Origin of the sequence: Candidatus Nitrotoga sp. 1052, assembly GCF_927312905.1 — a bacterium.
Taxonomy (GTDB): domain Bacteria; phylum Pseudomonadota; class Gammaproteobacteria; order Burkholderiales; family Gallionellaceae; genus Nitrotoga.
Genome location: NZ_CAKMHQ010000033.1, coordinates 1 through 21,700, shown reverse-complemented (window position 1 = coordinate 21,700; position 21,700 = coordinate 1). Strand labels below are relative to the sequence as shown.

Sequence of the window (21,700 nt, the reverse complement as noted above, 5' to 3'; positions counted from 1 at the left end):
TTTGAAATAAAAAAGGGGACACAAACCCTGGTCGGGGAAGTGTCCCCGATAGGGTTGTTGTTACGCTTCGATATCGAAGTTTGCTGCCCAGCGCGGAAGATCGATACTTTCAATCTCGCCGCTCGGTTGATAGCCGGGAAAATGATTGTTTTCCTGGCACCATTTCAGCAACTCAAGCGCGCCGCGATACTTGGCACGCCCTACTTCGATCATTTGTTGACTGGCGATGTAGCAAGCCGTCGAATACGGTGCATTTTTTTCCACTGCGATAAAGTAAAAGTTGACTGACTTTCCAGTCACCGCCTTCATGCCGTCAGTGTAAAAAGCGGCCTGCACGTCATAGCCAAGATTGGCTATTGCTTTGGAGAAGCTGTCTTTGCTCGCACCACAGCAGCTTTTAAGGTCTGCCATACCGTACTCGCTCATCCAGTCCGGACGTATCCTGCACGGCAATCCCGTGTAGTCATCCGTCCAAAACAGAGATGTCTCAGCTTCACCATCGTCAAGCATTTTGGCTGCGCCCGCATGATTGAAAACACTTACCCTCATTGCAGCAAGTGTGTCCATCTGCTCTGCGCTTAATGGCGTTTTGCCCGCATTTTCAGCATCCCACTTTGCGGCTATTTCCTTGCCTTCCTTGGTGCGTCGGTCGAACTTTGGCGCGAGCACATAATCTTTTGAAAAGACCTCAGGTTCAAGAATAAAGCCGTGGAATGCCGAACCAAATTCCATTGCTGGCGTTGGCTCGATTGATCCTGTTTTGTATTGCAGGTAGTGTTCGGGGGACTTGAGTAGTTGAACAATCCCGCTGTGTGATATTGCCTCACTGGCGTGATAAACCTGTATAGGCAAGTCTCTGACAATGCGTTTCATTTTGTGTCTCCTTTTTGAAATAAAATGGAGACAACATGACCCTTGCGGGGAACGATGTCCCCGCTGGGTGGTTATGACGATTGCTCGTCTTCTGTTTGTTTTGATTGGTCAGCCGCCAAATATCAGCTCATAGCATTAAGCACATGAAGCAAGATGTGGGAGACACTACACAGGTTTTATTCTTTCTTCCATGTGGATAATCCGCAAAATCGCCGACTTTCAATCAGATTTTCCTGAAGCGCTGTTTCACTATTTAATTCTGTAATTGTGCTGATTTTTGGTTCAACAGCCGCAAAGGAGAGTTTCGTGGAAAACGGTAAATCAGTGAAAGGTGCACCAAAAAGGAAGTCTGATGAGTTCAGCAATCCATTCCTCACCCAAGAGGTGAAGATACATTCGTCACCCGCCCAAGCTGTTTTTGAAAACGGCTACGAGAAATGCGATTCGGCACTGCGTAGCTTGAGCGTTGTTCTACCAGCGGTACTAAAAAGTGATAACGAAATAATGACCGTTAACGGCGCGGTGGATCATTTGATCAACAATGCGTTTGCAAATCTGCGCAATGAAAGCGCGCGGCTCAAGAAGATCGCCGAGGACAACGGCATTGAAATTGGCAGGATAAATTACACGAATGTCACAACTTACCAAGCCAAAATAACTTGCAACAAATCCGGCCAATATCTGCAAATGATCCGTGAGCTCGACAGGTTGATGGAGTTGGTGCATTCAACATGGCTTGCCGGCTTCATCGCCGACGATGCGAAGGGCGCATTGGAGCGGCAATGGCGCAGAAAGACGCTGGGGGTTTCGGCAGAAATTTCTGCAATCCTGGCGCGCGCGTTCAGTGCCGCGCAAAAGCTTAAACATGATGCTCAGGCAGGATCCGACCAGGCGGAAACGGATAGCCCCGCAGACGAGGTAGTAGGAACACCTAAGAAAAAGTCGCGCAAGACGAAAATTCAAACATCTGATAGTGCGGAAGCGAGCACACCCTTGATGGGCGAGGATGCCGGTCTGGCGGAACAATCAACGAAAGGAAATGGATTGGTGACTGTTACTTTATAGTGCTGCCCAGCAAATCCCGCCCCAAGTCATACGCAAAAATCGACACAAAACCAATATTTTTGCGTATGACTTGGGAATAGGATTCCTTGAATAATTTAACGATGACCGACATGTCCATGGTCGCGCCCACCCCTCCTGCGAAGATGCGTTGGTCGTACACAACCTGAAGCAAGAAGCTCTTGCTTCCGCCATTAACGAGCAAGGTTAGATTGTGACCGCGATGAAATCCTTGCGGGCTTGCGGAGTAGGTTTTGAGATTGGATTTGTTCATTGCTTACTTACATTTTCCGACTGCTAGTGAGGGTGGCAATAGGCATCGCCCACAACGGACGGTCATTGACTCGGCCGAGGGGCAGCGTTTCGGTTCCATCGTAAAGGATGATGCCTGCTTTGAAGTTCTGGGGCGCAACACTGGCCAGCCGCTTTAATCCGGCGAGGTCACTCAAGGATACGCTGGCGGCAGCTTTAACTTCGATGCCGATAATTTCCCCCGAGGCATTCTCCACGACGAAATCGACTTCGTACTGGTCTTTGTCACGGTAGTAGAAAAGTCCATATTCACCTTCTGACCAGGTAATTTGTTTGCGTAGCTCGGCGAACACGTAGCTTTCCAGCAATTGACCAAATAGATTACGTTGGCGCATCGGATCGGAAAAATCCAACAGCACGCTCAACAGGCCAGAATCATTAAATTGCAGCTTGGGTGTTTTAACCAAACGAGAAAGCCGGTTCCCCGACCACGGCTGCAGCCGCTGCATCAAATACATTTGCTCGAAGATGGCGATGTATTTGCTGGCGGTCTTATGATCAATGCCTACTTGTCCGCCCAACTGGCTGTAGTTGCAAAGCTGCCCTGCGGTCTGCGCCAAGGCGCGCATCAGGCGGGGCACCTGATCGAGTTTGTCAATGCTGGCGATGTCTTTGATATCGCGCAGGATCAGCGAGTCAATGTATTGTTTTGCCCATGTTTTACGGCGGCGATTGTCCTCACGCGATAACGCTTCTGGATAGCCACCTCGAATGACTTTATCCACCAGTGCATCACCCACGGCTGGCTGAGTTGCTGCCAAGATGCCATCTGCAAATAGAATGTCGAGCCAAGTGAGAGATGATTCAGGATTTGCAGTGATCTCACACTGAGCGAGGGGCAGCAACACCAAGGTTTCCATTCGCCCTGCGAGCGAGTCGGCAATACTCGGCAAGGCCATCAGGTTGGCAGATCCGGTGAGCAAGAATCGGCCGGGGCGGCGATCTTCATCCACCGCTTTTTTGATTGCCAAAAGCAAATTGGGCGCGCGCTGTATCTCGTCAATCACAGCACTATCAAGACTGCGAATCAATCCGACCGGATCTTCTTGCGCTGCTAGTCGAGTCAGTTCATCGTCGAGCGTGAGATAACGCCGCTTGCTCCCAGCCAGTTGCCGCACTAAGGTGGTTTTGCCCGCTTGGCGCGGGCCGCTCAACAACACGACCGGCGTGTCTGCCAACGCAGCCGTCACTCGTGACTGGATGTATCTGGGATAGATTGATGTTGCTTCAGTTTCAAGCATACCTGGCCTTCTCGTCCATTTGGGATTTAAGTATAGTCTAGTTGGGATTATTGTTCTTTGTTCAGGGGATTATAGCTAGCAAGAATGTGCATGAGCCAATAATTTTTTTCAACAAGGTAGGGATAAATTTTGAGTGCGAGCGCAATCTTACTGACCAGCACGTCAGAGTCCTTGTGTTGATGCAAGAAGAACTGTGAATTTTTCAATCTGCATCCCTTTGATTGCTCGGTAGTAACCAAACGTTTACTAATTTTTTAGTCGCAACCGATCCGAAATCGAAAAGTGCTTTAGACAGTTTTTTGCATCAAACTGATTCAATGTTTTTGTGACCGCTCAAGCACCATTTCTTCATCCTCTGCTAATTCAGACAAATTATTGAGCATATCAACCAACAGGTATTCCTCCACCTGTCAACGCTAAATAGAAATGTCCACTCGCCTGCCAAGTAGAAATGTCCCTGGCGGTTTCCGAGATGGTCATATCCACCGTTCAAATACCGCTTGGCGCCGAATTCCAGCACGCTGTCAGGATTTTCGTTGAACATAGCCTTGACGCTGCATATCAGTTCGATATAATTATCTCGTGCACATCATCTCCATCAAAATGCTTCGCGAGTTCTGGCAGAAACATCCAGAGGCGGAAAAGATCCTACGCGAGTGGCACTCAGTTGTGGAGCACGGTGAATTCAAGGACTTCAACCATGTTCGTGAGTTTTTCAACGCCGTCGATTACGTGCCGCCCTATACGATCTTTGATGTGGGTGGAAACAACTATCGCCTAGTTGTGATCGTCAGGTACAGGTTCAAGAAGATATGTGTGCATAAGGTGATGACGCATTGGGAATACGATGACTGGAACATGCTCTATAGGAAAGGCAAAGGCTAATCATGCGCGCAGCTCACACTCAGTTTGACATCCAGGCTATTCAATCTTCTTGGCAGGCTTTTGACGCAATGGCGCATCTTCGCCCCATCCATGATAAAAAGAGTTATGACCGTATGGTGGCCCTGATGAATTCCCTGCTGAATACCACCGGAGATGACGAAGACCATCCGCTGTCAGGCTTGCTTGATTTGGTTGGGGATATGGTCTTGAAGTATGAGCAAGAGCATTACGCCATCGAGGCAGCAGAACCCAAGGAGGCCCTGCGTTTCTTGATGGATGCTCGCGGCTTGAAGCAAGAAGACCTGTCAGCCATTGTGCCACAGAGCAACCTGTCGGCAATCCTGGCAGGGAAACGAAAAATCAGCGCAACCTTGGCAGGTAAATTGGGCAAGTTTTTCGGCATTAGCCCAGCTGTATTCGTGCCAGTCTAATTTGACCTGTACACAAAGCACTATCCGCTTCCAAGATGCCTAAAACATAGCTCAGTGTCGGCGGTGTCTGAAACCACCGTCCGCTATTGGATTATCTACTCTTCTCCGAGTAAAAATTCCAACGACTGCATAAAGGACAGCAATCAGCTTGAGCGAAGGGCAATGCCGAAGTCAGTCAGCCATGCTTTAGCAAAAAAGGGGGCAGTCATTGGATAGTGCATAACGAAAGAATTACCCAACTTACAGTACTACTGTGAACATATAAAGCACGTCGTATACTGGGTTCATGCGCTATGCAATGACTGACACTATTGTTTTTCTTAAAAATGTCAAATGTAAGGCCTGAGCCGAATGGAACTTACTTAAGAGCATCTTAAATTCTATCATTCTGTTTTTATATGACATTTCTTGCTCTGACGCGATATTTTATATAGTTCTCGAATATTCCATTCTTTACTACTATCACCAAAAATAAAGGTTTCGCTCGGATTCGGCGCTATTACAACAGCACATCCTATCGCTCGCCACTCAACATATCTGCATGATATTATACGAATATTTTCTTAAGTAAGTGCCATTCAGGCCTGACCCCAAACCAGTAAGCTAAGTTAAGGGGCTTCCGCTTTCGTCTTTGAACGGAACAAAGCAGCAAAAAAACCTATCGTTGTGTCCGAAATTACTTGACCACTACAGCCTTTGACACCTCGCATGTCAAATTCTGTTCGTTGCGTTTTCCTTCAATTTGGATTGTGCGGGCACTGATTCCTGGAATCAACCCCGTCAATTTACACATTACTGAGCTTCTTATTATGGCTTGCGAAAAACAACATCCAGCGAGTCAATTGCCACAATTGCTGATTCTGGGTACTTTGCCCTAGTCGTTGCGGCAATACTCACGCTGAGCTTGCATGTTCCTTTTGGCAAAGTTATTACATAGCGCGAGCAACCTTTCGTATCAGGGTCGCTCAAGGTTAGTGGGCGCGCCCGTTTATGTATCAGGATTGTCGAACTAACAGTTGAATGATCCGTTTTGATGATAGCTCCCCGCACATCCAGCAGAATTTCTGTCGCGGCTTCTACGGGGGATACCAGCCTTAACGTCAAATCGCAGCGTATGTGGCTACTGCTTCGTTTCGCCGTACCCGCTTGGGCTTGCATCTTGTCAAATAATACACTGACCGCAGCGCCATCAGGCGCAACGGTGACTTTGGCGTTAACGGGGCCACTGTGTGTTGATTGGTTTCCAAACGTAATGCCTTTAAATGCCGGGTTCATGCATTTCTACTCATTTTGATGGAACTATTTCGGTTGGTCAATTTTTGGCTTTGGGTACCCGCGGCCTCATCCAGTATTTATTTTGTACATAAACAAAAATTTTTTGGCCAGTTCCTCACTGCCCTCCTGCCGTTTGTCCGACAAAACCGATGGCAACTTCGTAGGCTTTGACGGCCTCGAGTCGATTGGCAGTGGTGACTTCAATTAAAGAATCAGCCAATATTGTCACTTTTCGCGCTGCCGCAATCCGATTGGATTTAGCCAAGGTGTAGGCATCCTCTGCCCCCTTGGCAGAAGTACGTAACTTGATTAAGTCACTATCGGCAAGCTCCCATGCAGCCTTCGCAGTGGTAAGCTTTCCCTTGGCTGTGGTTAAGTCAGTTCTGGCACCTTCGATTGCTGATGACGCAGTCAAATGATTAAATATGCCCTCCTGAACCGCCAAGTCTGTTTTAGCGTTATCCCTTGCCTTTATCGTGTCAGTTACCGCCTTACTTGGAATCGAAATCTCGGCAAGTTCTTTCTCCGCCGCTACAAGTGCGGTCTCCTCCACTGCAAGTGCAGCCTTGGCAATGTCTAGTAATTTATCTCTCTCAGCGTCTTGAGGTTTAGCTATAAGAACGTCGACTTTGACCTGTGCATTTTGTTTGCGTTTAAAAACACTACTCAAGTTTTCGTGCGCGCCACGTACAGCCGTATCATGCTCACTGCGGGCTGTATCCAACGCTTCCTGTGCTTTTTTCAATGTCTCCTTGGCAGCGGTTAATATTTTTTGTTGTTCATCGATTTTTGCGGGCACAGTCATGGCATCAAGTAGTGTCTGCTTATTTGTCACGTCAACATTAGCTTTTTCCCAGTCCTTTTTCTTGTCAGCCACAGTACCAACCTGGACATCAAAGGTTGTCTTTGCAACTTCATAGGCACTCCTCTGGGCCTCAATGAACTCATCGTCTTGGATAATTGCCTTCACCAACCTGCTGCGCATATTCCGTACTTCAATCAGTGATTTGACAATAGCATTTGAAGCGTTTGCCTTGGCCGTCTCGATGTCGACTTTGGCCGTGCTCGAAGCGGGCGCGGCAGCCTTAGCAGGATCGGCCGTAGCTTCCTTTTGAGTTGAAGCTAATGCTATAGCCGTAGCCGTATTCGAAGCCTGCGCGGCGGGCTCGGCAGCTTTAGCGAGATCGGCTTTCGCAGCCTCAAGAGCCTTTTGAGCTGTAGCTAATTCAGCGGGAGTGCCAAGCAAATCCTTCAATATCTTGAGACGGGCCTCTTTGGTTTCACCGAAGTTAATGTCCTGCCATGCCGCAGTAATGTCAGTTGGTAGTTGGTCCAATTTACCGATCAGACCATTGACATCTGTAGTAGTAGAGTCTACGTATTCCTTACGGTACTTAGCCAACACCTTCTCCAATCCGGCGGTATTTGCACCACTGCCCGACTGTTGTTCTCTAAGTTCATCTTTTAAAATTTTGCGGTTAGAATCGCCAATATCTAATTTTGCTAATTTTCGTCTAGTTTCCACCTGCCCCAACAAATTGAGATTCACTTTGCCGCCCATATTAAATAAGGCCAAGCTCTGTGCACTTTTTATGATGCTTTCCGGGTCGGACGACAGTCCTTTGACATACCAGTTGCCAACATCGTCTTTGACGATGGCAAAGTCGGTTGCCCCGCCGCCACGGACCTTGATTGTGTTGATGGTTTGCCAGAATTGCTTGTCGATTTCGAGCTTGGTTTCGCGGAACGCTCTATTACCGCCATCGTCGCAAAATAAAGAAAATAGTAAATTACGGCAATTGGTGCTGCCACTATTATCCTGAACCGATGTATTGGAAAAAGCGTTGCGCAAATAAGCGCTGGCTGGGCGAAGATAAGCAAGTCCACCCCGTTGTTCATAGGCCAGGTCCAATGCCTTGTTTAATGCTGTTATGTCGCCACCTCTGGAGGCCACTTCCAAACGTTGTTGTTGCAATTGTGCAATTACATCATCTAATACATCGCGTTGAGTTTTTACCTGAGACCCGCCAGAAAATTGAAACGTCTTTGGAATCGACATCGCTGTGAGCACATCGCCTGCTGTCAAAAAATTATCTTTTTTAACGTGGTCTTTTTCGGATTCGCCTTGTTCCTTGAGCTCAAGCAGCAGCAGGTGGCGCAAGCCAGACAAATCGACGACATTGGCAGTTTCGGCTTGTTGCAGCACCACTTGTTTTAATGACCCAATCGTTTCGCGAGCTGTTTCCAACTTATTTTTTGCGCTCCGCACCGCAGGTAGTTCTTCCGTATTTTTTTTGTTTATGTTAAGCGCTTGTAAGTTATCGGCTATCTTTCTTTGTCTTTCTTCGAGATTAACGTTGTCGACATTGAGTCCCGTCAGGATCTTCTCATCTAGTTTTTTAAAAACCTCTTTTTCCGTGCCATTTGCAATGCCAAAATCTGCTGCGTGTAATTTTTCAAGGTATGCTTTAGTATTCACGCGACGATTATGTTCTGGCGTTGGTGGTGTTGGTGGTGTTTTAATCTTATCTTTAAGCCATGAGTTCAGTTTATTGAGGACATCCCCCGTTGTTACCGTTGAATTAGATTGTCCAATAAGACTAGCAATTGAACTACGATCATCAGCAACTGAACCGTCAGCCAAAATATTTCCCTCAAACTTAAAGTTGTAGTCATTAAAGACTGTGCGATAGGTGTCTAGCTTTGGTTGTTTTTCTTGCGCATCATTAATAAGCTTCTTTTTTAACTCGGAGATACTCTCTTCTGTGATATGCATTTCTGAGAAAGTATTTATTGCGCTTTGCAGACTTTCTTCCTTATTTATTTTTTTTTGGATGGCTGCGCCTAAGTCTCGTGCTAAGTTATCAAATGCATTTTGCGCACCCGGTGCAAATGCTAGTCGTGATGCAGCTAACTCGCTATCTTTACGATCTTTCAGATGCTGATCATGCGCAGCGCGTTTACGCAGATCATCGGCGTGCACAACGAGTGTGTTTCCAAGAGATTGAAGCACCGCCAGTTTTCTTGCGAAACTTTCCTTGCCCGGACTGCCATTGGCCAATTGATGATTGTTGACCGTGTAAAGTATTTTTTCGGCAAAAATGATGAGCGCGTCATTAAGACGTTCTTTGGCTACACGGAGTGTATTAAGGGTCCTCTCATCCTGATGATTATTTACCTTCTCGGTAGCATCAATAAATTTTTTTGTTAATGCGGTAATTCCAAGTTTATCTCTAGCTTGATCCTCCGCGGGGAGGTCCGGCTTTTGTTTTCTGGTGAACGGTAATTCAGCCAGATTTGGCGCTGGCTGGTGATTAGTTATATTCTTGTTAAGTCCCTCCATTTTCTTGTTATGATCTTCTATTTTGTCGTTAAGATCCTTTGTGTTTTCATAAAGTGCGAGTATCGAATTAAGAAAATAGGCAATGTCAAGTTTGAAAGTACATTTGATATAGTCATCAATGTCAGCACCAGCATTTTGGTTGAGGCAGTCTTCATCATGCTTCTTAGCGCCCTTAATATATGACGCGTAACTTTCATCGTCCGAAATATAATTATTTCGCAGTGCCACAATAAGCGGTTTGGCTGAGATGGCTAGCGCGACATATTGCCGCAACTGGATATCCTCGTGATTTGCCATCGGCCCTTTATATTCATCCACATCTATTTGCAGTACGGAGCAGGCACATAAAGAAAGCACCGTAACAAAAGTTAGGCAACGCCCGCCAACACCATTAATCATATAGGCACGTTTCATTTTCATAGCTCCTTCAAACGGTCATTGCTGGCTTCACTACTCAATTGATCAAGACGTTCATGTTCTGTCTTTACACGTAACAATTCTTTGAACAAATCTTGTTCCAGTGCCGGACCACTATACCCTTGTGTTACCGCAGCAACTATCCCCAACGCTTCATCGACCGCCTGGAAAAATTTTTCGGGGCTGGAACCCATAGCAATAACCAGACGATGGTCTTTTGGTGCTTCACGGAATCCTTCGGGGCCAAATAGCACTAATCTACGACCAGTCAATTTCGTCTGCATGCCCTCCTCAGCTTTGGAAACAGTCACGCCATGACTATCCACATTATCAAAGCGCGCCGTCGATCCTAAAGAATCAATGACTGCGGCTGGCACCCATCCTGAGGCATAACGTGTGGAGTTGAAAAAACTGGATTGGCCTTTGACGCGCACCCGAAAAATCGTCGGCGGCAGTTGCTCCTGTGGGTCAAATACGCCCAGGTAATAAATTTGTTCCAGCGTGGTGGTTGGTACGTACGTTCCTGCCAGGGTACCTTCGCCGGCAGCAATATTACGTTGTGCAATGTGACTCAAGGAGCTGCATGCACTGCAAAGTAGGCATAGTGCCAGTGGGATCAGGCGATAAATAAAACGTGCTGTGCATTGCATGGGATCACCTCGGCATTGGGTAGGTAGTGGTTTTAAACGTGCATGAAAATTGAGAGAGTAGCTTTGTAGCGTGGTGTAATTGATCTTGCAGGCAGCTTGTGCTTGATCCTACGATATATGCTGCAACCTATCTGAACTGGTGCGCATAGGCAGAAAGCCACACGGATTATGGGCGTTAAAGGTGACATCATGTGTTCCCCCTGAAGCAAAATGCTGTTGGTTCTCATCTGCGTGAGAATCGTTTGGGACGAAAAATCTCCGTTGCCTATGTTGCTGCTTCGTTTTTAATTGCTCTCGTTGTTGCTCTGTTTTGAACGCTGTAACGGAATTTTTATTCTAAAAACAATTTAAGCAACGTGAGGCAGTCTCCTAATGCTGGAAGGCCACCAGTAGCTTGACGCCGTGCATGCGGTACGGCGTGCGTTGCGGCGAGAATGTAAGTTGAGCGAATCATTATCTTTACTTCAGGAAATGTCAATAGTTACAATCGGGTACTTGATAGGGTGGACAGGACATTAATTGCCGAGCGCATGGATGGTCTTGACTCATGACTTCATCTCTCTTTGTAATGACTCAATATTGTCTCGCATCCACTGGCAAGCTACAAACAGTGGCCAGCTACGGACGGAAATATGATCACATGGTACGGAACATCTAACCAAGCTCAAAGGGCTTAACTTAGTGGCATTCGGCTTTGACCCCCTTAGTTTTTCTACTCTACCCTTGCTCTGGAAAAGGTGGTTAATTTTTCCTAATACCCAGAAGGATTGCTGCAAAACACAACGTCTCCGTTATTCTCGATACTTGTATAACGGCTCAGGATTAGCGCCACGTTGATGCGCTTCTTCGAAAGAGTTCAACAAAGCTTGAGTAGCTTCGGTTTGCTGAATTAGGTAATTGACCTTTAGAATGCGCCAGGCCAAATTTGGATGGGAATAACCGTTATCGAAGTACACACTAGGCTTGCCAAGAGCGAAAGCTCCGAATTCATCAAGTGTCCGGAAGGCCTGCATGTTCCAGCTTAGCTTCGACAATTCGCTTATCACCCAGTTCGCTTCAAGGGATGCGCTGTTCACATGTGATTGCCTTGAGTACTTGCGCAGTAATTTTGCGGCGAATTTGTCAGCGTCCTCCTCATTGGCTTTTTCCTTAGTATCATCAATATTCAATAGGTTCATTGTGCTTTCATCGAACACTCTTGCGGAGGTGTGTTTTGAAATGTGCCCAACCTCATGGAGCAAAATATAAGTCAGAAAATACTCTCGGTCGATCGACATTCGTCCGATTCCTTTTGAGTTATTAGCAGCCCAAGACGCGAGAAATTTGGGGTTCACGAAGACGTACTGGCAATCTTTTGGTATCCAAGCCGGAGTTGTCGTGTCATCGCCTGGTTTTTCCACCAAGTAGACCGCTACATCATCGCCTGTCGAATTGTTCTTAATGACATTGCTCCAAGAAGGAGATAATCGAATTTTCCTTTCTTCAAGAAAGAGGTTAGCTCGTTCGATAGCTTTGGCTGCTATCTGCTGATCTTGATTGGTATGTCTAAGTCCCCGCGTTATAACGACATCTTTGATATCCTTGCTTACATTAGCTTCACATGCTGTAATCTGAAGACAGATCAGGAGAGATGCTAAGCCTAAACTAGATAGATTATGGGACATGAGTATCTTGAAATGATGATTATCTGTTTGTCAGAATAGTTCCTTGAGGAAAGTAGGTCAATATGACAAGAAAAACCATGCAGCATCTTGTTTTGAGTTTTGGATTAATCACACTCTTAGTTCAATTAGTTGAGTGTGGAGCTGAACCTGTTAAACCTCCCGTACCGTCCAAAGTTGTGCCAGATTTACGCAGCGTCAAACCAACGGTGGTATGCATTGACTGCTCCGAGCCATTCGACACAGCCACGCACAAAAAAGTGTTGGAAGGTCTAGTCAATAATTCTTACATCGGGGAACTCCGCAAGGCACTATATCTACAGGATTCATTGCATCAATTCGAATCCAAAGCCCACTTCGATAACTGTGATTTTGACGGAGCTATCGCTTATATAGATTCGCTGATCGAAGAGGTAAACGGATATGTGAATGACACGCAAAAAGCGAAAAATGCAGGCGATTCCGCTAAAACCCAAGCCGCTGCACATAATGCTTTTTTCGCTATCGGGCAGGTGCTTCATGCCGTCCAAGATTTTTATGCACACTCAAACTATGTCGAATTGACTGAACAGAGTGTTAATCGGGTAACTGATTTGGACGTGATTGCTCCGTGGCAGTCGGAAGGAAAGGCACGTATCAATCAACTCCGCCAGCATGGGCGGAAAGGTTTGGTATCTGGATTCGTCTTCTGGGGCCTCCCTCAACTTTGCCCATCAGGCTCTATATCTCATGCCGACCTCGCCAAGGACAATGCAACTACTACCAGTGGCAAGGTGAAAGTTGCCAATCTTCAGAACATCAGTCAGTATCGTATCGCTGTTTACCTCGCTCGAGAGGCATCGACAGAATTTCTGAGGGATGCATTTAAACGGTGGCCATTGCTCAAAGAGTTAAATGGGCCGAATGTTGCATTTGACGTTCTGCTCGACCGGCGCGGAATTTGAAAATGCGTTTCCATGCTTACCCAATGAAAACCACTATCTTCGGTGGTCTTCTGATGGCAGGAGTAGCAACCTCGCAATCTGCGGAACTAGTTCCTGAATGTCGAATGAATAATGACTTGACTGACAAGGTTTCAAGAGCTCTCAACGCAGCAGCAAAGGCTTATGCTGTCATAGGTAAACCCTTGCTTTTCGACAAGGTATCAGTCAATCCAACAACTGTTGTCACGGAACCGCGCACGCTCACCGCCTATGTCGTGACCGATGCGACCATGGATGGCGTGACCCAAGAAGGGTGCGTGAAATCACCGGTTCGGAAAGACGAGCAGCTTGATGATCTCAGTGTTCGAGGAGGCTGCGTCGTTGTAGCAGTTAATAACATGGAGATCCGTTGCTCTGCAGATGCGGTCAAGATTTTTGGTGATCTCTCTCAACGCTCAGGGCGGGACCATCCTGCGTTGCTTTATGTACTTGCCCATGAACTCGGCCATCTCCTTCAACGGCGAATTGGCGAATACGCTGGTCGTGTTGAACATATCGATCTTAAGAATGACACTGCAATTAAATTGTCGATTCTTCGTGATTCCTGTGATCCAGTCTCCACCAAGCACGAGGAAGAGGCCGACGCAATGGCAGTAAAGGTGCTTACCCGATTGTTGCCGTTGCCACCTTATCGGGAACCAATATTTTCTGAACAGGGCTCGGTTTATTGGAGCGTGGACCAACTTAGCTTGGCGGCGAATTCTTGGCAAGAAACAGCTCTCGCACGTGAATTCATTAGTCAACCTACTCCACACCCTTCATTCGTTCCGACCGAATTCCCCACCCCAAAATCAAAAGTTGAGCGCAATGCTAAGCGTTTTGTTTGCGATGTTTTAACTCGCAAGAAAGGTACAGTTTTGTATCCCGGAAAGTCAGCTACTCACCCGCCTCTTGAACAACGGATACGCAAGGTCGCAGAGGCGCTCAGACCTATTGCAGCCACATTGCCAAATTCTGGATCAGATCAGCAGTTCAGGTCAGTAGCTGTACTTCAAGAGCAAGTCAGCCCCATCCTCAATACAATTTATCGTGAAACCGGGGCTTACCTGGAAGCAGTACAGGCGAATATTTGTTCACGAATCAACGGAGACATGCCTACTAAAGGTTGTCGTTGAGTATCAATTTTGGAAAACGGCGTCGAAATTTCGTTGCATCGGGGATGTTCAGCTCTAATATTCAAAATTTCGTTGGAACGAATCAAGTTGTCAGGCCACGAGTTGGCTACGCTGTAGCCACTGAGTGCCGTGGCTCCGTGACCCCACGGGCTCCGTTGCGATTAATCATCTTGAGAAAATTCAGCCACTCCTGATACCGATTGTGAGGGGAGGATGTCAATTTGCTTGAGCCGCTTCCCAGGCGGCAGTTACACCTTGGTTCAATCAATTGGTCTTAGTCGTAAAGGCATTAATGATGCGATCCATAAAGGCAAAGATGAGCTCAATACCGTAGCCGGCAATGAAGGCAAGCCCCCAAGCCGAAATTCTCTTCAGCGCTTCACCTCCGACAACCTCGGGTGTGAGGAGCCAAGTCGACACGAATCCCGCGAGCGCTCCGAGCCCTAACCGGACAATATGACGCAGAAAAGAGGACTTTGCGAATGAGTTTTCACTGATTTCCTTCGTCATCTTTCGCAAGATGAACGCGTACGCGCCTAGCCAACCCAGCAAGAGTGGCAGGTAGATTTCGCTCAGCCTTGCGGCCACGGTTCTCGCTGCTTCGAGCTTCGCCAAAGCATTTGGAGCTGCTACCCCGTCCGGAACCTTGTCAATTGCCGAGCACAGCGTCCAATAGAACGGATAGGCGGTCACTAATTTTCCTCTAGATTCGCACGGTTGTTGCGACCACGTCCATAGGCGATCTGGAATAGCGTCATGCTCGGCCCTAGCCTCTCTAACGCTCGCCTCGTCCGCGGTGACAACTCTCTGTGCCTCAACAAAGTTCCTATTCGCTGCAGCCAAGGCCTCATCCTCCCGCTTCACCTTTGCTTCCTCCTTCTTGACCGCGCTCTCACGCAATGCGACAAGGTCGCGCTTCAGAGGCAGCTCTGCCTCCGTCTTACTCAAAAACGCGTGAAGTTCGTGATAGCGAGCAAGACCGGTCGAGCCAAGGGAGTAATAGCTCAGCGAAACGCAAGTAATGATAAGGAAAAACAAAAAGACCCATGCATTCACAAATCGGCCGATGGTGAGGCCCCTGAACGCGTCAGCGAAGCGCTCCCGCGAGAAGAAGTCGGTCAAGTCAGGCAATTTCGTCTTCGACGCATCTAATGTGTCAGCAGTAACTGGTGCAGTCTTTACTGTCAGCGCTTGGTACGCCTTCATGAAGGCCTGCTCATCGGCGAGCGTGGGAGTGCCTTTCGAGAGCGCATCTGCGGCCGCCAATAGCGGATCCCGTATGTCATCCTCAATCTGCTTTGCGTTAGCAGCCGCGAACTCAAGTAATTGCAACGCGTCGTCCAACAGTGGTCGTAGTCGATCACAGCGACCAGTCGAAGCTCGGATGCTGGCTACCGACACGTTCAATACAGTCGCCGCCGCATCAAACGCCGCATAGAAGTCGTCGCGGCTCTTGCCAGGAACGGCTAGCTCCGCACTCTTGCCCTTGGAAGCGATCAACTCGGTCGCGCATCCCGCAGGTAGTGCAATCTTGTTTGCAGCAGCATAGTTGAGCATCAGCTCCGCATCGCTGACCATGTCGTCGGTTGTACCCATAGTGCCTCCAAGAAAGTAACATCGCACCAAATCATAAGGAAATTACACATCCTGGTCGAGTAACCGGGACAATATACTGTATTAATGTACAGTATCGCTCGATGACCTTGCCTTCTTTGATAACTGTAACAGCCAATGTTTCCGTGAACATCGTTTTGCCGTTTGAGGTATATGGGAGAATCTGGCGGCAGCCATTCACACTGACGCGCAATAGACAGAACGCTAGTAACTCCTAACGCGGCTTCGTGCTAAGCGTTCCCTGCGGGTGCCGGAGGAGAGCCAAAAATGCCGTTGACGACATTTACGATATCACCTGCCAAAGTCAGTATCCTGGAGTAGCCCTGTTCAGTGGCCGTAACTTCTTCTAGCTTGTCCGCAATATCCTGCGTTTGCGCCACCTCAGCTGCGCTAGGAGGGCGAACCGAACCATTTCCCTGAATCCAAGCCGAGTCTTTATCTTTCATGTAGGTGAGTTCCCGGTCCAAAGTGTTGTATTGGACAATTGCCCGTTCTTTGTCCGGTCCCGCATCCATCAACCTGATAATGACATCAAGCTTCGCCACCGCCGTCATCAATGCATACTCGGAGTTGTCCACGAGGAGCATGTATCTGCCAGCGGCAGTATTTGGATTGTTCGTTATGGTAGCCATTCTGACTTCTCCTTGAGTTAATTAGGATCCTCAATTCTCACTGATGCCTGCCGCATTTTTTGCCGCCTCAATCTTCTTTTTGTTCTCGTCCACCGACTTCTTCACATCCTTGGCAAAGTTCGCGAAGATTTTCAAACGGTCCTCCGAAGACAGTTCATTGCCCAAGATGGCTAATGCATTCTGAGCTCCTGCCAAATCCTTTGTTCCATCAGGCAGAGGTATGAGGAAATTGTCGAACGTCTTGTTAATGCTGGCAATCCTGTCGTTCAAGGCCTGTTCGTCCTTGGCTCGTGCGTCCACGAGGGAAATAATCTGCTCGAAATGCTCAGAAATGGCTTTTTTCCCGGCCGCCGCGTAGATGCGGTCATCGTCAGCGGTAATGCTGTCCATCGTAGCGATTTTTTTCTGCGCCTCGCGAACGTTATTCACACGCACTTTTCCAATAATTGCTTCTTCTGCCCTGAATTTGCTGATTTCGCCTTGCATAGCCGTCATTAGATGCGTGCCGTTGTTTGCCTGGTCCAATGCGACCTGCGGAGTTGTAGAGCACCCGCTTAGCAACAGTGCTACCGTGAGTGCACAAAGTGGGGGAAATATCGCTATTATTCTCATTTGCTCACTCCATGGCCGATATAAAAGATTCCTAGTGAGTTAAGGATGTTGGTGTAGCTTTCAGGTTTAATGCCGCCCGCTGCGGAGTCCCCGACCTGCTGGACTGCGGTGTCGATCAGGCTGGTCCACTGTTTCAGGTTCACCTCAGCGTAGGTCAGTGCTACCTCGTGGAAGGTGGACAGGCGCTGGTACTGGGCCTTTCTCCACTTGACGTCCTGACGACTGATGGCATCAATATAGTTGACCAGTGCAGCGTACAGCGTCTCCTTGTCGTCGATAGTTGTATTGTTAAATACAGTGGCCATCGGAGCGTTCAACAACCCCGGTTTCTTGTTCAGGTTGGTCTTGGCTTTATACAGCAGCACAATCTCATTCACGATCGCTTCTACCACAATACTGGACAAGTGCGCCCGTGTTTCCAGAAGGGCAATTTCCCGGTTGGCCGCCTCTAGCTTCAGCTGTTCAATGTTTCTTTGAATCAGGAACGACATGGCCACCGGTTTTTTATTTTCCGCCATCGCGGCGTGTACTTCATCAATCAAGCTGGGAATAAGCACATACGCAGCCGTGGCCTTGCTCGCGCCGGAGGGAACGGGGTCACCAGGCTTGGTCTGATTAATGGTGTCCACTAACTTTTGAAGCGAATCCAAGCGCTCCTGACTGAGAAATTTCTTGCCGAATGCACTGTCTGCTTTCTCTATGTCGGCGACAGCTTGGCAAAGCCGAGCGGCGGCATTTGCCGCCTCCACCTCGGTGGGCTTAAGCTTGGCAGTGTCCACCGGCTTGCACGTCGGAGCCACAGTCGGACTCGCTGTCGTGGCGGCAGAGGCGGCTGCAGGCGTGGCAGTTTCCGCGGGCTTACCGGCGATTTTTTCGTAAGCCTCGCTCGCGTCTTTGTATTCCTTCTGAAGTGTGACGCCAGCCTGTTTTGCGGTCGCAAGAGCATTACTATCTGCTGTCATGTCCGCCACGGCATCCTGCAGCTTGCCGCTCTTGAATTTGGCAAGGGCCTCAGGGATTGACTGAGCGTTGGGTTCTGCACACCCTGCTATTAGGTTCAACAGGGCGCTATTCAGGACAGCTAGCTTGCGTTCCTCCGTAGGATTTTTTGAGGCAGCCAACTTATCCACGAGGTCCTTTATAGACTCCGGCTTGACAAGTTCAAAATCGCCGTTGGGCGACTTTTTGGTAACCAACTCTTTGCACGTTGGTGCTGGTACCTGGGCTTGCACGAACCGCTGCTGCGCAAGTTTAAGTTTTATGTTTGCGGGAGAGCTAAATTGGTTTAAGTATTGCTCAACAGCTGCGTCGATGGTTTTTTCATTTCCCGTGCCGACCAAAATTTCCAATTCAGCTATGATGGGATTTTTTAAGGCAACCCCTACGGTTTTGTCGCTAGTGAGCATGGCGCGAAGCTGGTGGTCCCGAATGGACGTAGCGTACTTCTCCTGCAACTCAAGCTGCGACTGAAGAATCTTGTTCAAATTGTCTCGGTCGGCTGCAATCAATGCGGTCATATCCACCTTCGACCAGGCCGTTTTCACGTCGACTCCTTGTTGATTGCGCTTGTCACTGTAGAGACGAAGGTGCTCGCACCCGACAAGTTGTATGGCGACGAGTAGCACCAAGCATCTCCCCAAATGCTTCATAAGCTCTGCAGACATTAGATGTTCCCCCCAGTCATACTAACTAAAAAATATCCAATCAAATTCGTTATAGCGCAAATTCTACGTGGCAAAGTCCTCGCCTGTACAGAAAGTTTTCTGCGCGCAATTGACCAATGAATTGAATTTCGATAGCTGCACGAGGTAGCGGCGTATCGAGATTCCACGACAATTCAATCCAAACTGGCAGTTACGTCCGCCTTCGACTTACGCCTCGGTCTTTCTGCTACATGAGCCTCCAACTGACCTTTGCCTAATGGCCGTTGCTCTTTCAATCGAAAACATGCGTATAGGTTCGAAAAAGGGTACAAAATTTAACCGCACAAGTCAAACACACTTCGCCCCACATCTCCTCGCCAATCCGATTTCCATCGTCAAAACCATGACAGATTCAACATTTCGTCTATTTCCAGGGTAAGAATTGATCGCAACGGCACACGTCAGACACAGCGCACAAGCCTACCCGACGGGGGAAAAAATTGCTGTCACCAGGCGATGCACTGATCGAACTCGAACTCCGGTTCTGACTGAGTTGCCGAATCCATATGAGAATCGTTGCCCGCCTGCTCAGAAGCCATTGCTGCCTCCCCACTGCGGAGGGTCATGCGCCGGGGCGATTCTCGGCGGCTGCGTGGAATCACCGAGGTGATCCAGTATCTTCCGCACGGCGCCGGCATCGGTGATGAAAGCGATGATTCGCATCTGTGCCTGACAAATCGGGCAGGCCAGCGGGCACGCTATAGATGCACAACAACAGCATTGCCCACAGATTGCGGGGGCGGCACGGCGGGGTGGTGCGTCTGCTGCGGTGACTCCACCAGTAGCGGCACAACCACCGGCAGCTGTGCCAAGGCCCTGACGCCCGCACGCATCGGCATAAACAATACTATGACTTCGTGCGAATGCGCCTCTTATTCAAGGATACATTGACTGAATCATCTTGACATCAGTTGCCGATAGCTTTGTATTCGTATTGGTTGGCCCTAACCCATCAGAAAACAGTCGACCATCAAACTCGTAAAGCATAATTGACTTCGGGTCGAACTGAGTAGCTGACAAGCCAGTAGGTGAATACTTGTCCAGCACATTGGATTGAATATCGGCAGGGCTCCAATAATTCGGCGGTCCTTGAAAATATTTGAGCACAGCCTGCTTGTCCCAAATACGAGTAAATTTTGGCTGTTGGTGTTCGTGAATGCAGCCAAGCGCATGTCCGAACTCATGCAACACCACGCGAGTGTATTCTTTGTCTGAGGTATTGTCTCGCAGCCAACCGTAATTCATGGTGGGTTGATGTGGCTGAAAGTATGATTGATTTAGCGCGTCTCGACCAACAGCAGACCAAGACCCTGGATCGGCGAAAAATGATATGCGGATCTCTGCAGAGCCGGACTTAACAAATTTGAATTTAATGCTCTCATATTTTTCCCATTGATGGGCAATGGCTTCCACCTTTGCCTTCATTGTGGCGCTACCGTCCAGGAATATGCATTTTAGCGTCGTGCCGGGCTGCCATTTCTTCGAATTCACAACTGCCATCCGGGCCATATGACCTATATCATCAGCATTTAGTGATTTTCCTGCACTCGCGACCATGAATTCACGTAAGGCCCTCCGCGCAGGGCGCTCATGATCCAGTTCATCTGGAATAATTCGTTCAAAGCAAATGTGCATTGGTTCGTGATCCGTAGTGTCAGCCGTGGATGAAACTATTTTCTTTGTCATTTTGCTCTCCTCAGGTTAAGTAACAAATCCCTTTGTCGAAATTGTTAATTCAGGGCAGCTCGTCTAATAAAATTGCAAATTTATTTGAAATACTGGAAAACCCATCTTCGCTTGGATGCAGTTCATTCGCCCAATCTTTTTTGTAGGTTACAGTTTTATTTCTTAATGTATTTCTCAAGTCTACATAAACCACATGCTTAGCGAATTCAGGCTGTTTGGCTACTTCCTGCAGCATTAGGTTAAACCTATCAATTAGGTTCACCATCATTCCAGTTCGTTCTTGTAAGTTATCGAACCCTTTATTGCGAAAGCCGGGCTCTAACCAAGGTCCAGGCAAGAAAGCCCACCCACCCATGAACCCGCGGCCATCTGGAACCGGATAGTCATACCCGTGAACCATGATTGGAATTTGTACGCCAGTGCTTTCTTGGCAAAGCTTGGTGACAGCCGCGATAATAGTCACATAAGCATGACTAATTCGCTCCATTACCCCCTCAACAACATTTGTGTTAAATCCGGCGATTGGGGATAGTTTATGATTCAATAGCATTCCAAATTCATCGCCAGCAATGTCATTTCCGCCACCAGATAGGAGAATCGCTTTTGGTAGTGCTCCCTGCCTTAACAGCTTTTCAATTCTTCTGGAAAGTTCGACAAGCTGTCCCCCAGAATAGGCCATATCTTCTACACAATCCCCCTTGTGTGCAACAGATTCAACATCATAGCCATGCTCGTCCTCTAGACAACTCAACACATCGTTCCATGGATAGTCGAACCATGAATCGCCTTCCGCTACAAGAACCCCTTTGTTTTGTGTTACACCGCTCAACAAACGCATGTAACTTGTTTTGAGTATGGGAGCAGGTGCATGAAGCGGTAACTTATTTACTTTCTGCAGCGCAGATTTTCTTTTTTTCAGAGCTTTAGCCCGAGATTTAAGAACCATCGCAGCTATTTCCTCACCAGCCTGGATGGCTTTATTTTTTAGTTTCTTTTCCATTTATCTCTCCTGAATTGTTCAATTCAAATTACAAATGATCCTGCGTATTTCGCAATTTCGCTGGCCACCGTTCCGTTGTATACCTATTGAATTTATCAAACAACTCAGCCCAGACTAAGTCCGACTTCACATAATAAAAATTCACTTAAGGTCACTAGTGTCCCAACGTTAATCGAACAGAAACAACTGGTTGGTCGAATCCTGT

18 protein-coding genes are annotated in these 21,700 nt (G+C 47.9%); 5 read left to right on the top strand and 13 right to left on the bottom strand.

Annotated features, from left to right (window positions below; all coding sequences use genetic code 11):
• Window positions 1-60: 60 nt before the first annotated feature.
• Window positions 61-873, bottom strand: a complete 813-nt coding sequence (locus tag MJ768_RS07550; protein WP_239289755.1) for a PD-(D/E)XK nuclease-like domain-containing protein — start codon at window positions 871-873, stop codon at window positions 61-63.
• 306 nt (window positions 874-1,179) lie between these two features.
• Between MJ768_RS07550 and MJ768_RS07545 the strand changes: the two genes are divergently transcribed.
• Complete coding sequence (locus MJ768_RS07545; protein WP_239289753.1) at window positions 1,180-1,938, top strand: hypothetical protein; 759 nt, start codon at window positions 1,180-1,182, stop codon at window positions 1,936-1,938.
• Here the strand turns inward: MJ768_RS07545 and MJ768_RS07540 are convergent.
• Window positions 1,928-2,209, bottom strand: a complete 282-nt coding sequence (locus MJ768_RS07540) for a hypothetical protein (RefSeq protein ID WP_239289751.1) — start codon at window positions 2,207-2,209, stop codon at window positions 1,928-1,930. The genes MJ768_RS07545 and MJ768_RS07540 overlap by 11 nt on opposite strands.
• Window positions 2,210-2,216: 7 nt before the next feature.
• Window positions 2,217-3,488, bottom strand: a complete 1,272-nt coding sequence (locus MJ768_RS07535; RefSeq protein WP_239289749.1) for an ATP-binding protein — start codon at window positions 3,486-3,488, stop codon at window positions 2,217-2,219.
• Between the two features lie 603 nt (window positions 3,489-4,091).
• Between MJ768_RS07535 and MJ768_RS07530 the strand changes: the two genes are divergently transcribed.
• Both MJ768_RS07530 and MJ768_RS07525 read left to right on the top strand, forming a co-directional pair.
• Window positions 4,092-4,373, top strand: coding sequence for a type II toxin-antitoxin system HigB family toxin (locus MJ768_RS07530; protein ID WP_239289747.1), 282 nt, complete (start codon window positions 4,092-4,094; stop codon window positions 4,371-4,373).
• 2 nt (window positions 4,374-4,375) lie between these two features.
• The gene (locus MJ768_RS07525) at window positions 4,376-4,804 is read left to right on the top strand and encodes a helix-turn-helix domain-containing protein (protein WP_239289745.1); all 429 of its coding nucleotides are present in this window, start codon (window positions 4,376-4,378) and stop codon (window positions 4,802-4,804) included.
• Between the two features lie 807 nt (window positions 4,805-5,611).
• On the opposite strand, the gene MJ768_RS07520 is transcribed toward MJ768_RS07525, so the two are convergent.
• The 4 genes from MJ768_RS07520 to MJ768_RS07505 all read right to left on the bottom strand — a co-directional run bounded on the left by MJ768_RS07520 (window position 5,612) and on the right by MJ768_RS07505 (window position 12,153).
• Entirely contained in the window at window positions 5,612-6,079 is a 468-nt protein-coding gene (locus tag MJ768_RS07520; RefSeq protein WP_239289743.1) for a hypothetical protein, read from the bottom strand.
• A gap of 115 nt (window positions 6,080-6,194) precedes the next feature.
• Window positions 6,195-9,836, bottom strand: coding sequence for a hypothetical protein (locus MJ768_RS07515; protein WP_239289741.1), 3,642 nt, complete (start codon window positions 9,834-9,836; stop codon window positions 6,195-6,197).
• A gap of 2 nt (window positions 9,837-9,838) precedes the next feature.
• Window positions 9,839-10,414, bottom strand: coding sequence for a hypothetical protein (locus MJ768_RS07510; protein ID WP_239289739.1), 576 nt, complete (start codon window positions 10,412-10,414; stop codon window positions 9,839-9,841).
• An 866-nt stretch (window positions 10,415-11,280) separates the two neighbouring features.
• Window positions 11,281-12,153 carry an ImmA/IrrE family metallo-endopeptidase gene (locus MJ768_RS07505; RefSeq protein WP_239289737.1) on the bottom strand — a complete coding sequence of 291 codons (873 nt, stop codon included), beginning with the start codon at window positions 12,151-12,153 and terminating at the stop codon, window positions 11,281-11,283.
• A gap of 62 nt (window positions 12,154-12,215) precedes the next feature.
• Here MJ768_RS07505 and MJ768_RS07500 point away from each other — a divergent pair, with 62 nt between their 5' ends.
• Both MJ768_RS07500 and MJ768_RS07495 read left to right on the top strand, forming a co-directional pair.
• The gene (locus MJ768_RS07500) at window positions 12,216-13,094 is read left to right on the top strand and encodes a Het-C domain-containing protein (protein WP_239289735.1); all 879 of its coding nucleotides are present in this window, start codon (window positions 12,216-12,218) and stop codon (window positions 13,092-13,094) included.
• Window positions 13,095-13,117: 23 nt separating this feature from the next.
• Complete coding sequence (locus MJ768_RS07495; RefSeq protein ID WP_239289733.1) at window positions 13,118-14,248, top strand: hypothetical protein; 1,131 nt, start codon at window positions 13,118-13,120, stop codon at window positions 14,246-14,248.
• Between the two features lie 264 nt (window positions 14,249-14,512).
• On the opposite strand, the gene MJ768_RS07490 is transcribed toward MJ768_RS07495, so the two are convergent.
• The 6 genes from MJ768_RS07490 to MJ768_RS07465 form a co-directional block, all read right to left on the bottom strand.
• Entirely contained in the window at window positions 14,513-15,844 is a 1,332-nt protein-coding gene (locus tag MJ768_RS07490) for a hypothetical protein (RefSeq protein ID WP_239289731.1), read from the bottom strand.
• A 248-nt stretch (window positions 15,845-16,092) separates the two neighbouring features.
• Window positions 16,093-16,494: a hypothetical protein gene (locus MJ768_RS07485; RefSeq protein ID WP_239289721.1), complete on the bottom strand. Its 402-nt coding sequence runs from the start codon at window positions 16,492-16,494 to the stop codon at window positions 16,093-16,095.
• Between the two features lie 30 nt (window positions 16,495-16,524).
• Window positions 16,525-17,106: a hypothetical protein gene (locus MJ768_RS07480; RefSeq protein WP_239289719.1), complete on the bottom strand. Its 582-nt coding sequence runs from the start codon at window positions 17,104-17,106 to the stop codon at window positions 16,525-16,527.
• The gene (locus tag MJ768_RS07475) at window positions 17,103-18,770 is read right to left on the bottom strand and encodes a hypothetical protein (RefSeq protein WP_239289717.1); all 1,668 of its coding nucleotides are present in this window, start codon (window positions 18,768-18,770) and stop codon (window positions 17,103-17,105) included. The genes MJ768_RS07480 and MJ768_RS07475 overlap by 4 nt, the downstream gene beginning before the upstream one ends.
• 915 nt (window positions 18,771-19,685) lie before the next feature.
• Window positions 19,686-20,495: a M12 family metallopeptidase gene (locus MJ768_RS07470; RefSeq protein ID WP_239289715.1), complete on the bottom strand. Its 810-nt coding sequence runs from the start codon at window positions 20,493-20,495 to the stop codon at window positions 19,686-19,688.
• Between the two features lie 49 nt (window positions 20,496-20,544).
• Entirely contained in the window at window positions 20,545-21,495 is a 951-nt protein-coding gene (locus tag MJ768_RS07465; RefSeq protein WP_239289713.1) for an SGNH/GDSL hydrolase family protein, read from the bottom strand.
• Window positions 21,496-21,700: the final 205 nt, after the last annotated feature.